The sequence below is a fragment of the Jiangella rhizosphaerae genome (genome assembly GCF_003579925.1).
GTDB lineage: Bacteria > Actinomycetota > Actinomycetes > Jiangellales > Jiangellaceae > Jiangella > Jiangella rhizosphaerae.
Map to the genome: position 1 here is coordinate 20,728 of NZ_QUAL01000087.1, position 14,339 is coordinate 35,066.

Consider the following 14,339-nt stretch of genomic DNA (forward strand, 5'->3'; position numbering starts at 1 on the left):
AAAGGGGCGGTTCGGCTCAGGCGCTGTCGGAGGTGAGGCGGGCGCGGAGGGCGGCGCCCTTCTCCGTCGCGGCGGTCTCCAGGGAGGAGCGGAAGTCGTCCAGGCGGGAGCGCAGGGCGTCGTCGGACGTACCGAGGATGCGTGCCGCCAGCAGGCCGGCGTTCCGCGCGCCGCCGACGGACACCGTGGCCACCGGAACACCGGCCGGCATCTGGACGATCGACAGCAGCGAGTCCAGACCGTCGAGGTACTTCAGCGGCACCGGCACACCCACGACGGGCAGCGACGTCACCGAGGCCAGCATGCCGGGCAGGTGCGCGGCCCCGCCGGCGCCGGCGATCAGCACCCGCAGCCCGCGCCCGGCGGCGGCCGAGCCGTACGACAGCATCGCCTGCGGCATCCGGTGCGCCGACACCACGCCGACCTCGTACGGCACCGACAGCTCGTCCAGGGCCGAGGCGGCCAGAGACATCACCGGCCAGTCGGAGTCGGAGCCCATCACGATGCCGACCAGCGGCGCACCCGAACCCCGCGCCGTCACCAGGCCGGAAACCTCACTCATCGATGACCCCTCGGATGTAGTCCGCCGCATGCCACGCCCGCGAGCGCAGGTCGTCCAGGTCGGCACCGTAGGCCGTCACGTGGCCGACCTTCCGGCCCGGCCGCACGCCCTTGCCGTACCAGTGCACCTTCAGCCCGGGATCGCGGGCCATGACGTGCCGGTAGGTCGAGTACACCTCCGGCAGGTCGCCGCCCAGCAGGTTCACCATGACGGTGTACGGCGCCCGCGCGGCCGGCGAACCCAGCGGGAGGTCGAGCACGGCCCGCAGGTGGTTCTCGAACTGGCTGGTGACGGCGCCGTCGATGGACCAGTGCCCGGAGTTGTGCGGCCGCATGGCCAGCTCGTTGACCAGCAGCCGCCCGTCGGTGGTCTCGAACAGCTCGACCGCCAGCACGCCCACGACATCGAGCGACGAGGCCACCGTCAACGCCAGCCGCTGGGCCTCCACGGCCAGGTCGGACGGCAGCCCGGGCGCGGGCGCGACCACCTCGACGCAGATGCCGTCGCGCTGCACCGACTCGACGACGGGGTACGCGACGGCCTGGCCGTGCGGCGAGCGGGCGACGACGGCGGACAGCTCGCGCGCGTAGTCGACGCGCTCCTCGGCCAGGACGGGGACGCCCGCGCGGAACGGCTCGGCGACCACCTCGGCGGGGGTGTCGGACGAGACCAGCCAGACGCCCTTGCCGTCGTAGCCGCCGCGCGTGGTCTTGAGCACGACGTCACCGCCCACCGACGCCGCGAACGTCGCCACGTCGGACGGCGTCGCGACCACGGTCCACCGCGGGCACGGGATCCCCAGCTCGGTCAGCCGCGACCGCATGACGCCCTTGTCCTGGGCGTGCAGCAGCGCCGCCGACCCGGGCCGGACGAGCACGCCGTCGGCCTCCAGCGCCTGCAGATGGGCGGGCGGCACGTGCTCGTGGTCGAACGTCAGGACGTCGCACCCGGCGGCGAACGCACGCAGGTCGGCCAGCGCCTTCTCGTCGGCGACCACCGGGTCGTTGACCACCTGCGCCGCCGACTCCTCCGGCCCGGCGGCCAGGACCTTCAGCCGCACGCCGAGCGCTATCGCCGCCGGCTGGGTCATCCGGGCCAGCTGGCCTCCGCCGACCATGCCCACCACGGGCCACGTCGCATCATCACCCACAGGCCACGAGCGTACGGCACGGCCCGCCGGCCCAGGTCGTGAGACGAACGATCAGCCGCTGACCTGCGCAAACCGCGCGGGATGTCCTGATCCGGGCGTTGTGCCTTACCCTGGGCGCGTGCTCGATACCGCACCGCCGAAACGCCGCACCCCGCGTCTGCCGGGTGCGGTGTCCCGACTCTGGTACGGCCTGCACCACCTGATCCGCGAGGCCGCGAAGTTCGCCACCGTGGGTGGCGTGGGCTTCGTCGTCGACCTCGCGATCTTCAACGCGCTGCTGTTCTGGGGCGCCGACGGCATCGGCCCGCTGCACGACTCCCCGCTGTGGGCCAAGACCATCGCCGTCGTCGGCGCCACCACGGTCACCTACACCGGCAACCGGCTGTGGACGTTCCGGCACCGCGCCCGCACCGGCCTGGCCCGCGAGTACACGCTGTTCTTCGTGCTCAACGGCATCGGCCTGGGCATCGCTCTGGCCTGCCTCGGGTTCTCCCGCTACGTGCTCGGGCTGTCCGGACCACTGGCCGACAACATCGCCGCCAACGTGGTCGGGCTGCTGCTGGGCACGCTGTTCCGGTTCTGGTCGTACCGCACCTGGGTGTTCCCGGCGCACCGGGTCCAGGTGCAGGAACAGACGACGTAACGAGCTCAGCGGACGGCCGGGCCGGCCCGCAGCACCTGCGAGTCGAGCTTGCGGCCGACCAGCCGCTCGGCGAGGCCGGCCACCTCGATGAGCGCCGGCAGGTCGATGCCGGTGTCGATGCCCATGTCCTCGAGCAGGTAGACCAGCTCCTCGGTGGCGATGTTGCCCGACGCGCCGGGCGCGTACGGGCAGCCGCCGAGGCCGCCGACCGAGGCGTCGAAGTCGTCGACGCCGAGTTCCAGGGCCGCGTAGACGTTGGCCAGGCCGGTGCCGCGGGTGTTGTGGAAGTGCAGTCCCAGCGGCAGGCCGGGGTGGGCCGACCGCGTCGCCTCGACCAGCCGCGTCACCCGCGGCGGCGTCGCCATGCCGGTGGTGTCGCCGTAGACCAGCGAGTCGACGCCGGCCGCGACGCCGCGCTCCACGACCCGGAGCACCCGCGACACCGGCACGTCGCCCTCGTACGGGCACCCCCACGACGTCGACACGATCAGCTGCAGCGTCCCGCCGGCCTCGTGCACCTTCTCGGCCAGCTCCGGCAGGTCGCTCAGGGACTCCTCCGTCGTCCGGTTGATGTTGCGCCGGTTGTGGGTGTCAGAGGCCGACACGACGACCTCCAGCTCGGTGAACCCGGCGGCCAGCGCCCGCTCGGCGCCGCGCAGGTTCGGGACCAGCGCGGAGTAGCGGATGCCGGGGTCGCGCCGGACCCGCGACCACACGTCGTCGGCGTCGGCCATCTGCGGGATCGCCTTGGGGTGCACGAACGACACCGCTTCGATGCGCCGCACGCCGGTCGTCGCGAGGGCGTCGATGAGCTCGACCTTGGCGTCGGTCGCGATGGGGTCCTCGTTCTGCAGGCCGTCGCGCGGGCCGACCTCGCGCACGCTCACCTTCGCTGGGAACGCCACGTCACTCACCTGGCCAATCCGGACGCCGTTTCTCGTTGAACGCCGCGACGCCTTCCTTTCTATCCCCGCTGAACGCGGTGGCGCGCCAGGCGGCGTCCTCGATGTCCAGACCGGCCGCCAGCGGGGCGTCGAACCCCTGCCGCATGGCCCGCTTCGCGTTGCGCACGCCGACCGGCGAATGACCGGCGACCACACCCGCCAGCTCCAGCGCGGCCGGCCGCGCCGCATCGACCGGCACCAACCGGTCGACGAGTCCCAGCCGGTACGCCTCGGCGGCGTCGAGCCGGCGGGCGGTGAAGATGAGGTCGGCGGCCCGGCTCCAGCCCAGGCGACGGGTGAGCAGCTGGGTGCCGCCGCCGCCCGGGATGACGCCGACGGACACCTCCGGCAGCCCGACGACGGCGGTCTCCTCGGCGACGATGAGGTCGCAGGACAGCGCCAGCTCCAGCCCGCCGCCGAGCGCGTAGCCGTGCACCGCCGCGATGGTCGGGACCGGCAGCTCCAGCAGGCCGGTGAACATCGCCCGGAACACCACGCGCTGCGCCCGCAGGCCGTCGTCGTCGATGGTGTTGCGCTCCTTGAGGTCGGCGCCGACGCAGAACGCCTTGGGCGCCGCCGACGACAGCACGACGGCGCGGACGGCGGGGTCGGCGGCGATTTCCTCGGTGGCGGCGACGATCTGCCGCGCGTGGTCGGTGGAGAGCGCGTTGTGCGCCTCGGGCCGGTCGAGCACCAGCTCTGTTACACCCGGCGCGTCATCGAGCCGGTTGATCGTCACACTGCCCATGGGCAACACCCTAACGGGGCCGCTCAGTCCCCCAGCGTCTGACGCAGCGCCGCGAGCTCCTTGGCGGCCTCGGTGAGGTCCTTCGCGGTGTCGATGGCCCGCCAGTACGTCTCGATCGGGTAGCCGGCCAGCAGCCGCTCCTTCGCCAGCGACGGGAACGTCGTGCGCTCGTGGTCGCCGACGTCGGGCAGCAGGTCGAGGATGCGCGGCGAGAACACGTACACGCCGGCGTTGATCGGGTAGGGCGACGGCGGCGACTCGACGAAGTCGGTGACCCGGCCCAGCTCGTCGAGCTCGACGACGCCCCACGGCATGCGCGGCCGGGCCAGCGCGATGGTGGCGACGGCCTGCCGCTCGAGGTGGTAGGCCGTCATGGCGCGCAGGTCGAAGCGGGTCCAGATGTCGCCGTTGAGCGCGTACCAGCCCTCGTCGGGGGCGGGCAGCTGCGTGCCGGCGTACTTCAACCCGCCGCCGCGGCCCAGCGGCTGGTCCTCGACCACCGTGCGCACCCGCACCGGCAGCTCGCGGGTGTCGAGGTGGGCCAGCAGGACCTCGCTGAGGTGCCCGGCCGACACGACGACGTCGGTGACGCCGGCCTCGGCCAGCCAGTCGAGCTGGTGGTCGATGATGCACCGGCCGGCGATCTCGATCATCACCTTCGGCACGGTGTCGGTGTACGGCTTGAGCCGCGACCCCTGCCCACCGGCGAGGATCACGGCCTGGCGAACCGGCGTTCCGCTCGTCATGTCGCGGACACTACACGCCCGGGCCGACGAGAACGCGCCGCAGCAGGTCCGGGTAGCGCGGGTCGGCCAGCGTCAGCTCCAGCGCCTCGGCCAGGGTGACCCAGCGCAGGTCGTCGTGCTCCTCGGGTGCGACGTTGCGCGGCGTCCCGTCCCAGCTCAGCAGCCGGACGAACGTGATGTCCTCGTCGCCCTCGACCCACCGGCCCAGCTCCTCGTGGGCCGCCGCCACCTCGATGCCGAGCTCCTCGCGGCACTCGCGCCGCGCCGCGTCGACCGCGGTCTCGCCGTCCTCCAGGTGGCCGCCCGGGAAGTCCCAGACGTCGGGGTACCAGGTGCGGTCGGCCCGCCGGTGACACATCAGGACGCGGTGGCCGTCCACCAGCACGGCGACGGCGACGCGGTGCTCGACGCTCACTCCGGCACCTGGGGCTCGCGGCGCGGTGAGACGGTGAACGCGTTGACGACGCCCAGCCCGCGGACCGTCGTCGGCGGCAGGGCGCGCAGCGCGAAGGCGGGCGCGTCGGCGAGCTCCTTCGCCGTCACGTCGTCGATCAGGACGGTGTTGCGTTCGGCCAGCGCCGTCAGGCGGGCGGCGAGGTTCGTCGGGGTGCCGAAGACGTCGCCCAGGCGGGCCACGACCGGGCCGGTCGCGATGCCGACCCGGATGTCGGGGAGGTCGGCGTTCTCGCCGATCTCCTCGACCAGCCGGCAGCCGATCAGCGCCGCCGTCTCGGGGTCGTCGGCGGTGAACACGACCTCGTCGCCGAGCGTCTTGATCACCCGCCCGCCGGTGCCGAAGATGACGTCGTTCGTGGTGGCCTCGAACCGCTCGACCAGCTCGCCCAGCTCGTCGACGCTGAGGCCGCGGGAGAGCCGGGTGAACGAGACGAGGTCGGCGAAGCCGACGGACGCGGGCGCGGCCAGCAGCGGTGCGTCGCCGATGCGGCCGATGGCGACCAGCCGGTTGACGGACGCGGCCAGCTTGCGGCGCCACGCGTAGATGAGCAGCCGCTCGAACTCCGGCAGCAGCTTCTGCGCGACCAGGTACGCCGACGTCAGCCGGCTGCCGGTGCCGTGGCCGGCGGCCTCGTTCTCCTCGATGATCTCGGCGAGCGTCTCGACGTGCCACTCGGCCAGCCGGCCCGTCATGCGGCCCAGCGCGCGCACCATCTGCACCGCGGTGGCCTCGTCGACGACGTCGTCGCGCACCAGCTCGGTGACGCCGCGCAGCGCCTCCATGTCCCAGACGGTGAACGCCTGCTCCTCGCCGACGTCCGGGAAGCCCAGCGCCCGCCAGTACCGCGTCACCTCGTCGACGGTGAGCCCGGCGCCCTCGGCGATCTGTTCCCGGGTATAGCGGCGGGACGCACCGAGCAGCAGCCGTTCGAGCTCGTCGGGGGTCGGTTTCCGCGGTGGTTCGGGCGGCAGGGTCACGCGCGGTCGTCCTCGTCGTGCGCCTCGCGCACGAGCTCGCTGAGCCGCAGCTGCACCTGCTGGACGCGCGGGACGTCGTCGAGCCGGACCTGGCCCTGCTCGCTGGCGGCCGACACCACCAGCGTGCCGCAGCGCAGGATGCGGTCGTTGAGCTGCATCTCGTAGGCGACGTCGTTGATGACCCGCAGCGGGATGTCGCGGCCGGTGCGGGTGATGATGCCGCGCCGGGTGACCAGCCGCTCGCTGGTGATGGTGTACGTCGTGGTCAGCCAGGTGAGGAACGGCCAGACGACCCACACGCCGAGCACCACGATGCCGACGATGACGATGGCCCAGCGCCCGACCGTGCCGACCAGCTCGCCGTCGGGCAGCGCGCCGAGCCCGAAGCCCACCCCCGCGGCCAGGACGAGCAGCACGAGCACCGGCACGATGAGCGCCTTGACGTGCGTGTGCAGGTGGTAGATCACCTGCTCGTCGTCACTGAGGTGCTTCTCGGAAAACCCCATGACGTGAATCCTGGCACGTCGCGCCCGCCGGCGAGAACTGCAGCCCTTTCAGCGCGGCCGCAAGTGGACGACGTCGCCGGCGCCGACGGCGACCGGGTCACCGCCGGCGGACGACGCGATCAGCAGCCGGCCGGCGTCGTCGACGCCGGCGGCCCGCCCCACGACGGCCTCGCCGCCGGGCAGCTCGGCCCGGACGTCGCGGCCGATGGTGTCGCAGTGGGCGGCGTAGTCGGCGGCCAGCCCGGACGTGCCGGGGTCGCCTCCGGCGGACCGCCACGCCGCGTACCGCGCGGCCAGCCGGGACGCGACCGCGTCGAGCACGTCGTCGGCCCGGGCGCCGTACGGCGCGAGCGACGCCCCGCCCGCCGGCAGCTGCTCCGGCGTCTGCGCGACGTTGAGCCCGATGCCGACGACGACGGCCGGCCCGGGCGGCGTCTCGGCCCGCTCGACGAGGATCCCGGACAGCTTGCCGCCGTCGAGCAGCACGTCGTTCGGCCACTTGAGGACGGCCGTCGCCCCGGCCGCCGCGGCGACGGCGTCGACGACGACGACCCCGGCCAGCAGCGGCAGCCACGACCACCGGGTGACGGGCACGCCGTCGGGCCGGAGCAGGAACGACATCGCCAGCGCCGTGCCGGGCGGCGCCTCCCAGCGGCGGTCCAGCCGGCCGCGGCCGGCGCTCTGGTGGCCGGCGACGACGGCGTAGCCCTCAGCGGCGCCGGAACGGGCCGCCGCGGCGACGTCGGCGTTCGTCGACCCCGTCGTGGCGACCCTGTGCACGTCCCACATCAGCCGGTGTTCTGCAGGCCCGCCGCGACGCCGTTGACGCTGATCTGCAGCAGCCGCCGGGTGGCCGCCTCCTCCGCCGACCCGGCCGCGACCTCGTCCTGCCGAAGCGCCCGCAGCGCCCGGACCTGCAGGTACGACAGCGCGTCGACGTACGGGTTGCGCAGCGCGACGGCGCGGCCGAGCACGTGGCGGTCCTCGAGCAGCCGGCTGTGCCCCGTGACGTCGAGCACCCACCGGGTGGTCAGCGCGTGCTCGGCGAGGATGCGCTCGGTCAGCTCCGGCCGGTCGCCGAGCGCGAGGTAGCGCGCGGCGATGCGGCGGTCGGACTTGGCCAGCGACATCTCCGCGTTCTCCATCATCACGGTGAACAGCGGCCACTCCTCGTACGCGCGGCGCAGCACGTCGAGGTCGCCGACGGCGGCCAGGCCGGAGCCGAGGCCGTACCAGCCGGGCAGCGTCACGCGGGTCTGCGACCACGAGAACACCCACGGGATGGCCCGCAGGTCGTCCAGCGACGACACCGTCAGCCCGCGGCGGGCCGGGCGCGAGCCGATGGGTAGCGAGCCGACCTCCTCCAGCGGGGTGACCCGGGCGAACCACTCGGGGAAGCCGTCGGTGCGGACGAGCGCGTGGTAGGCCTCGCGGGCGGCGGTGTCGAGCACCGAGGCGACGGAGGCGAACTCGACGGCGGCCGCGCGGGCCCGCTCCTCCACCGCCGGCGTCGACGCCAGCAGCACGGCTGACGCGACCTGCTCGATGTGCCGCCGCGCGATGGCGGGGTCGCCGTAGCGGGCGAAGATGACCTCGCCCTGCTCGGTCAGCTTGAACCGCCCGTCGACCGAGCCCGGCGCCTGCGCCAGGACCGCCCGGTTGGCCGGCCCGCCGCCCCGCCCCAGCGCCCCGCCGCGGCCGTGGAACATCGTCAGCGTCAGCTCGTGCTCGCGGGCCCACGCCGTCAGCCGGTCCTGCGCGTCGTACAGCGCCAGCGTCGCCGACACCGGGCCGACGTCCTTCGCGGAGTCGGAGTAGCCGAGCATGATCTCCATGCGCCGGCCGGTCTCCTCCAGCCGCGACCGCACCTCGGGCAGCTCGAGCACGCCGTCGAGGATGTCGACGCAGGCCGCGAGGTCGGCGCCGGTCTCGAACAGCGGCACGACGTCGAGCGCGAGCGGCCGGCCGTCGAGGGCGTACCGGGCCAGCTCGAACACGGCGGCGACGTCGTCGGTGGACTGGGTGAACGAGACGACGTAGCGGCGGCAGGCGTCGGGGCCGAACCGGGCCTGGATCTGCGCCATCACCCGGATGGTGGCCAGCACCTCCTCGGTGCGCTCGGACAGCACGCCGCCGGCCCGGATCTCCTCGAGCGCGGCACGGTGCACGGCGCTGTGCTGGCGGACCTCGAGCTCGGCGAGGTGGAAGCCGAACGACTCGACCTGCCAGATGAGGCCCTGCAGCTCGCCGTAGGCCTGCCGCGCGGCGCCGGCCTCGGCCAGGCTGGCCTGGACGGCGCGCAGGTCGGCCAGCAGCTCCGCCGCCGAGGCGTAGGACAGGTCGGCGTCGCGGCGGCGGGTGGCGCCGATGCGGGCGGCCGCGTACAGGACGGCGATGCGGTGCGGCTCGTTGGGCGAGCGCGAGGCCAGCTCGGTGTACAGCTCGGGCTGGGCGGCCTGGGCGTCGGCGAGGATGCGGCGCAGCTCGGTGGCCGCGGGCGTGGTGGCGGCGTCGAGCGTCAGCCCGCGTCCGACCCGGGCGGTGGCCGACTCGAGCGCCCGCAGCACGTGGTCGGACTGGATGGCCATGGCCTGCCGGGTGACGGCGCTGGTGACGTGCGGGTTGCCGTCGCGGTCGCCGCCGATCCAGGAGCCGAGCCGGACGAACGCCGGCACCTGCGGCGCGGCGACCGCGTCGGAGCCGCCGGCCAGCGCCATCTCCGCACGCCGGTACACCTGCGGCACGACGTGGAACAGCACGTCGTCGAAGGCGGACATCGCGGTGCGGACCTCGTCGAGCGGGCCGGGACGGTCGACCCGCAGCGGCGCCGTGCGCCACAGCACGTCGATCTGCTCCAGCAGCTGCCGCTGCGTCTCGGCGTCCTCCGACGCGCCCAGGCGGGGGTCGTCGCGGCGCTCGAGCAGGGTGGCGATGCGCCGGATGGCGGTGACGATGGCCCGGCGGCGCGCCTCCGTCGGGTGTGCCGTCAGGACCGGCCGGAACTCCAGACCGTCGAGCAGGTGCTTGGCCTTGTCGTGGCCGGCGAGGCGGGCGACGTCCTCGACCGCCTTGGCGACGGTGCCGGCCAGCGGGTGGTCGGCGCGGTCGCCGGCCCGCAGCGAGCGGACGCGGTGGTACTCCTCGGCGGCGTTGACCAGGTGGAAGTAGACGGTGAAGGCGCGCGCGACCTCGTCGGCGCGCTCCAGCGTCCACGACGCGACCAGCTGCTCGGCCTGGGTGGCGGCGTCGTCGGCGACCGTCTGGTCCTCGTGGTGCGAGGCGATGGTCAGCTCGCGCAACCGCTCGACGTCGGCCAGCAGGCCGTCGCCGCCGTACTCGCGCAGCACCTGGCCGAGCGCGTCGCCGAGCTGCCGCACGTCGGCGCGCAGCCGTTCGGGCATCTCGAAGCGCGCGGCTTCGCGGGATCCGGTGGCAGTGGAGGCCATGCGCTCAGCGTAGACAGCCCACGTGGAACGCCGCGGCCGTGCCCCACAGTGCGAGACGCGACGTGCTCTACCCTGCTAGGGCTCCACCAGATCACGGAGGCGACGAGATGACCACGCACGACGTTCCGGACATCCACACCACCGCGGGCAAGCTCGCCGACCTGCGGCAGCGGATCGACGACGCCGTGCACGCCGGCTCCGAGCGCGCCGTCGAGAAGCAGCACGCACGCGGCAAGAAGACCGCCCGCGAGCGCATCGCCATGCTGCTCGACGAGGGCTCGTTCGTCGAGTTCGACGAGCTGGCCCGGCACCGGTCCACCGCGTTCGGCATGGAGAAGAACCGGCCCTACGGCGACGGCGTCGTCACCGGCTTCGGTACGGTCGACGGCCGCCAGGTCGCGGTGTTCGCGCAGGACTTCACCGTCTTCGGCGGCAGCCTCGGCCAGGTGTTCGGCGAGAAGATCGTCAAGGTCATGGACTTCGCGCTGAAGACCGGCTGCCCGATGATCGGCATCAACGACTCCGGCGGCGCGCGCATCCAGGAGGGGGTCGTCTCGCTGGGCCTCTACGGCGAGATCTTCCGCCGCAACGTGCACGCGTCGGGCGTCATCCCGCAGATCTCGCTCATCATGGGCCCGTGCGCCGGCGGCGCCGTGTACTCGCCGGCCATCACCGACTTCACCGTCATGGTCGACCAGACGTCACACATGTTCATCACCGGCCCCGACGTCATCAAGACCGTCACCGGCGAGGACGTCGGGTTCGAGGACCTCGGCGGCGCCCGCGCGCACAACACCAAGAGCGGCAACGCGCACTACATGGCCGCCGACGAGGCCGACGCCGTCGACTACGTCAAGGCGCTGCTGTCCTATCTCCCGCAGAACAACCTCGACCCGGCGCCGTCGTTCCCCGGCGCCGCCGCCTCGCTGGAGCTCACCGACACCGACCTCGCGCTCGACACGCTGGTCCCGGACAGCGCGAACCAGCCGTACGACATGCACGCGGTGGTGGAGGCCGTCATGGATGTCGCTGCCGACGGCTCCGCGGATTTCCTGGAGGTGCAGCCGCTGTTCGCGGGCAACATCATCGTCGGCTTCGGCCGCGTCGAGGGGCAGTCCGTCGGCGTCGTCGCCAACCAGCCGCTGCAGTTCGCCGGCACGCTCGACATCGACGCGTCGGAGAAGGCCGCGCGGTTCGTGCGCACCTGCGACGCGTTCAACATCCCGGTGCTGACGTTCGTCGACGTGCCCGGCTTCCTGCCCGGCACCGACCAGGAGTGGAACGGCATCATCCGGCGCGGCGCGAAGCTCATCTACGCCTACGCCGAAGCGACCGTGCCGCTCGTCACGATCATCACCCGCAAGGCCTACGGCGGCGCCTACGACGTCATGGGCTCCAAGCACCTCGGCGCCGACGTCAACCTCGCGTGGCCGACCGCGCAGATCGCCGTCATGGGCGCCCAGGGCGCGGTGAACATCCTGTACCGCCGCGAGCTGGCCGACGCCGACGACCCCGCCGAGCGGCGAGCGCAGCTCATCACGGAGTACGAGGACACGCTGGCCAACCCGTACGTCGCCGCCGAGCGCGGCTACGTCGACGCCGTCATCGAGCCGTCGCGCACCCGTGTCGCGGTGACCCAGGCGCTGCGGGCGCTGCGCACGAAGCGCGAGACTCTGCCGCCGAAGAAGCACGGCAACATCCCGCTGTGAACAGGGCGGCTAGGGTGGATGACGTGAGCGAGACGCCGCCGCTGTTCCGCGTCGTCAACGGGACGCCCACCGACGAGGAGCTGGCCGCGCTCGTCGTCGTGCTGACGGCGAAGGCGGCGGGCGGGCGCGCGCCGTCCGAACCGCCGCGGTCGGCGTGGTCGTCGTACTGGTCGACGCGGCGAGCGCCCCTGGCGCCGGGTGCCGGCGCCTGGCGGGCCAGCGCACTGCCGCGCTGACGTCCTCGGCGGATAGGGTCACCCTCGTGACGACTCCGCAGCCGCGCACCGTCGACGAGATCGCTGACGCCTACGTCGACGAGTACGCCGCCCTCGACCCCTACACCGCCACCTACGCCGGTCTGAGCGGCTACGACGCGCAGAGCACGGATCTGTCGCCGGACGGGTTCGCGCAGCGCCGGGCGCTCGCGGAGCGCACCCTCGCCGCGCTCGGCACCGCCACCGCGGCCGACGAGCGCGAGCGGGTCGCGGGCGAGGCGATGCAGGAGCGGCTGTCGCTGGACCTCGAGATGGACGACGCCGGTCTGAACCGCAACCTCAACGTCATCGAGAGCCCCATGCACTGGGTCCGCGAGACGTTCGACCTGATGCCCACCGACACCGACGAGCAGTGGGCGAACATCGCCGCCCGCATGCGGGACGTGCCGACGGCGCTGGAGCAGTATCGGCGGACCATGGACGCCGACATCGCCGCGGGTCTGCCGCCGGCCCGCCGTCAGGTGCTCGCCGTCGCCGAGCAGGCCGGGCGGGTCGCCGACACGTTCTTCACCGGGCTCGCGGCCAGCGGCCCTGAGTCGCTGTGCGCCGAGCTCGAGGTGGCCGCGGCCGCGGCGTCCGAGGCGTACCGCGCGTTCGGCGGCTACCTCGGCGCGACGGTGGCACCCGCGGCGCGCGAGCACGACGCCGTCGGCCGCGACGCCTACGCCGTCGCCTCCCGGTACTTCCTCGGCGCCGCGGTCGACCTCGACGAGACCTACGAGTGGGGCGTCGCCGAACTGGCCCGCATCGAGACCGAGCTGGCCGAGGTCGCGCATGACATCGTCCCCGGCGGCACCGTCGACGACGCCGTCGCCGCCCTCGACGCCGACCCCGCCCGCAAGATCGCCGGGACCGACGCGCTGCAGGAGTGGATGCAGAAGCTCTCCGACCGCACCGTCGAGGCGATGAGCGGCGTGCACTTCGACATCCCCGAGCCGATCCGCCGCCTGGAGTGCCGCATCGCCCCCACCAAGGAGGGCGGCATCTACTACACCGGCCCGAGCGAGGACTTCAGCCGGCCCGGCCGCATGTGGTGGTCCGTCCCCGAAGGCGTCGAGGAGTTCTCCACCTGGCGCGAGACGACGACCGTCTTCCACGAGGGCGTGCCCGGCCACCACCTGCAGGTGGCCCAGGTCATCTACCGCCGGGAGGTGCTCAACCGCTGGCAGCGGCTGCTGTGCTGGGTGTCCGGCCACGGCGAGGGCTGGGCGCTCTACGCCGAGCGGCTGATGGCCGACCTCGGCTTCCTCGACGACCCCGGCGACCGCCTCGGCATGCTCGACAGCCAGGCGTTCCGCGCCTCCCGCGTCGTCGTCGACATCGGCTTCCACCTGGGCAAGGAGATCCCCGCCTCGCTGGTCGCGGCCGACGGGCTGCCGGCCGGCGTGTGGACCCCGGAGTCGGCGTACGCGTTCCTGCGCGCCCACTGCCGCATGCCCGACGAGTTCCTCCGCTTCGAGCTCGACCGCTACCTCGGCTGGCCCGGACAGGCGCCGTCGTACAAGATCGGCGAGCGCATCTGGCTCGCCGCCCGCGACGACGCCCGGCGCCGCAAGGGCGACGCGTTCGACCTGCGCGAGTTCCACCGCGCGGCGCTCGACCTCGGCTCGATCGGGCTCGACCCGCTCCAGGAGGCGCTCGCCCGCCTCTGAACGGTTCGCGGGAAAGCGGTGGTCTGGTGGCGCCTTGGCCCCGGCTGAGAACTGGCAGCTATCAGGCTCAAAGGGAAGAGCGGCGACGGCGCCGGGCGTTCGGCCCGTCTCAGGCTGAGTTTGGTGTCGTTCAGCGTCCACCTGGTGAGATTTTCACCGTGATTCGAGCGCCATCACCAGGCGTTCTCCCACATCACTAGGCATGCATGCCTGGTACAGCACGAGAACGCCTAGTGACGTACACGGTCCTTGATGATCATCGCCGTCCACAAGCAGCAACGCCACAACTAACGGCGCCACACGCTCCGACTCACGCCTGTGACCTACGTCATTCGCCACTGGTCGCGAAATTCTGGCGGAAACGGGAATACCCACGTCAACCCGCTCGTTGAGCACGCTGACATGGTGAACATCTGGGGTCTCACGCAGCGCCTGCACGTCGATCTGCGACGTCAGGCCAGCTCTGCCTGTCGCGGCTAGATCAGCGCGCCCACGCGCGTTCCCTCCCCTCCCCCTGTCTTCCC

15 protein-coding genes are annotated in these 14,339 nt (G+C 73.1%); 5 read left to right on the forward strand and 10 right to left on the reverse strand.

What is annotated here, in order from left to right:
• Positions 1 to 16 precede the first annotated feature (16 nt).
• A complete protein-coding gene (gene purE, locus DY240_RS09555) occupies positions 17 to 541 on the reverse strand; it encodes a 5-(carboxyamino)imidazole ribonucleotide mutase (RefSeq protein WP_199701186.1) in 525 nt (174 codons plus the stop codon).
• A gap of 13 nt (positions 542 to 554) precedes the next feature.
• Complete coding sequence (locus tag DY240_RS09560) at positions 555 to 1,679, reverse strand: 5-(carboxyamino)imidazole ribonucleotide synthase (RefSeq protein ID WP_119659695.1); 1,125 nt, start codon at positions 1,677 to 1,679, stop codon at positions 555 to 557.
• 151 nt (positions 1,680 to 1,830) lie between these two features.
• On the opposite strand from DY240_RS09560, the gene DY240_RS09565 reads away from it, so the two are divergent.
• Positions 1,831 to 2,355 (forward strand): GtrA family protein, encoded by a 525-nt coding sequence (locus DY240_RS09565; protein WP_199701178.1) that lies wholly within the window; start codon positions 1,831 to 1,833, stop codon positions 2,353 to 2,355.
• A gap of 5 nt (positions 2,356 to 2,360) precedes the next feature.
• Here the strand turns inward: DY240_RS09565 and DY240_RS09570 are convergent, their stop codons facing one another.
• From DY240_RS09570 to DY240_RS09605, 8 genes are read right to left on the reverse strand one after another with little or no spacing between them, the layout of a single operon-like run.
• Positions 2,361 to 3,260 (reverse strand): hydroxymethylglutaryl-CoA lyase, encoded by a 900-nt coding sequence (locus DY240_RS09570; RefSeq protein ID WP_199701179.1) that lies wholly within the window; start codon positions 3,258 to 3,260, stop codon positions 2,361 to 2,363.
• 1 nt (position 3,261) lies between these two features.
• Positions 3,262 to 4,047, reverse strand: coding sequence for an enoyl-CoA hydratase/isomerase family protein (locus DY240_RS09575; RefSeq protein ID WP_119659698.1), 786 nt, complete (start codon positions 4,045 to 4,047; stop codon positions 3,262 to 3,264).
• Between the two features lie 23 nt (positions 4,048 to 4,070).
• On the reverse strand, positions 4,071 to 4,793 hold the full coding sequence (locus DY240_RS09580; protein ID WP_119659699.1) for a nucleotidyltransferase family protein: 723 nt from the start codon (positions 4,791 to 4,793) through the stop codon (positions 4,071 to 4,073).
• A 10-nt stretch (positions 4,794 to 4,803) separates the two neighbouring features.
• Positions 4,804 to 5,208: an NUDIX domain-containing protein gene (locus DY240_RS09585; RefSeq protein WP_119659700.1), complete on the reverse strand. Its 405-nt coding sequence runs from the start codon at positions 5,206 to 5,208 to the stop codon at positions 4,804 to 4,806.
• Entirely contained in the window at positions 5,205 to 6,227 is a 1,023-nt protein-coding gene (locus DY240_RS09590) for an adenylate/guanylate cyclase domain-containing protein (RefSeq protein WP_119659701.1), read from the reverse strand. Before DY240_RS09590 ends, DY240_RS09585 begins: the two co-directional genes overlap by 4 nt.
• Positions 6,224 to 6,733, reverse strand: coding sequence for a PH domain-containing protein (locus DY240_RS09595; RefSeq protein WP_119659702.1), 510 nt, complete (start codon positions 6,731 to 6,733; stop codon positions 6,224 to 6,226). The genes DY240_RS09590 and DY240_RS09595 overlap by 4 nt, the downstream gene beginning before the upstream one ends.
• A 48-nt stretch (positions 6,734 to 6,781) precedes the next feature.
• Entirely contained in the window at positions 6,782 to 7,522 is a 741-nt protein-coding gene (locus tag DY240_RS09600) for a biotin--[acetyl-CoA-carboxylase] ligase (protein WP_119659703.1), read from the reverse strand.
• Positions 7,522 to 10,179, reverse strand: coding sequence for a phosphoenolpyruvate carboxylase (locus DY240_RS09605; RefSeq protein WP_119659704.1), 2,658 nt, complete (start codon positions 10,177 to 10,179; stop codon positions 7,522 to 7,524). The genes DY240_RS09600 and DY240_RS09605 overlap by 1 nt, the downstream gene beginning before the upstream one ends.
• A gap of 107 nt (positions 10,180 to 10,286) precedes the next feature.
• Between DY240_RS09605 and DY240_RS09610 the strand changes: the two genes are divergently transcribed.
• The 4 genes from DY240_RS09610 to DY240_RS34025 all read left to right on the forward strand — a co-directional run bounded on the left by DY240_RS09610 (position 10,287) and on the right by DY240_RS34025 (position 14,295).
• On the forward strand, positions 10,287 to 11,888 hold the full coding sequence (locus DY240_RS09610) for an acyl-CoA carboxylase subunit beta (protein WP_119659705.1): 1,602 nt from the start codon (positions 10,287 to 10,289) through the stop codon (positions 11,886 to 11,888).
• 23 nt (positions 11,889 to 11,911) lie between these two features.
• Positions 11,912 to 12,124 carry an acyl-CoA carboxylase subunit epsilon gene (locus DY240_RS09615; RefSeq protein ID WP_119659706.1) on the forward strand — a complete coding sequence of 71 codons (213 nt, stop codon included), beginning with the start codon at positions 11,912 to 11,914 and terminating at the stop codon, positions 12,122 to 12,124.
• A gap of 26 nt (positions 12,125 to 12,150) precedes the next feature.
• Complete coding sequence (locus DY240_RS09620; protein ID WP_119659707.1) at positions 12,151 to 13,815, forward strand: DUF885 domain-containing protein; 1,665 nt, start codon at positions 12,151 to 12,153, stop codon at positions 13,813 to 13,815.
• 402 nt (positions 13,816 to 14,217) lie between these two features.
• Positions 14,218 to 14,295 carry a putative leader peptide gene (locus DY240_RS34025; protein WP_369124145.1) on the forward strand — a complete coding sequence of 26 codons (78 nt, stop codon included), beginning with the start codon at positions 14,218 to 14,220 and terminating at the stop codon, positions 14,293 to 14,295.
• Positions 14,296 to 14,339 lie beyond the last annotated feature (44 nt).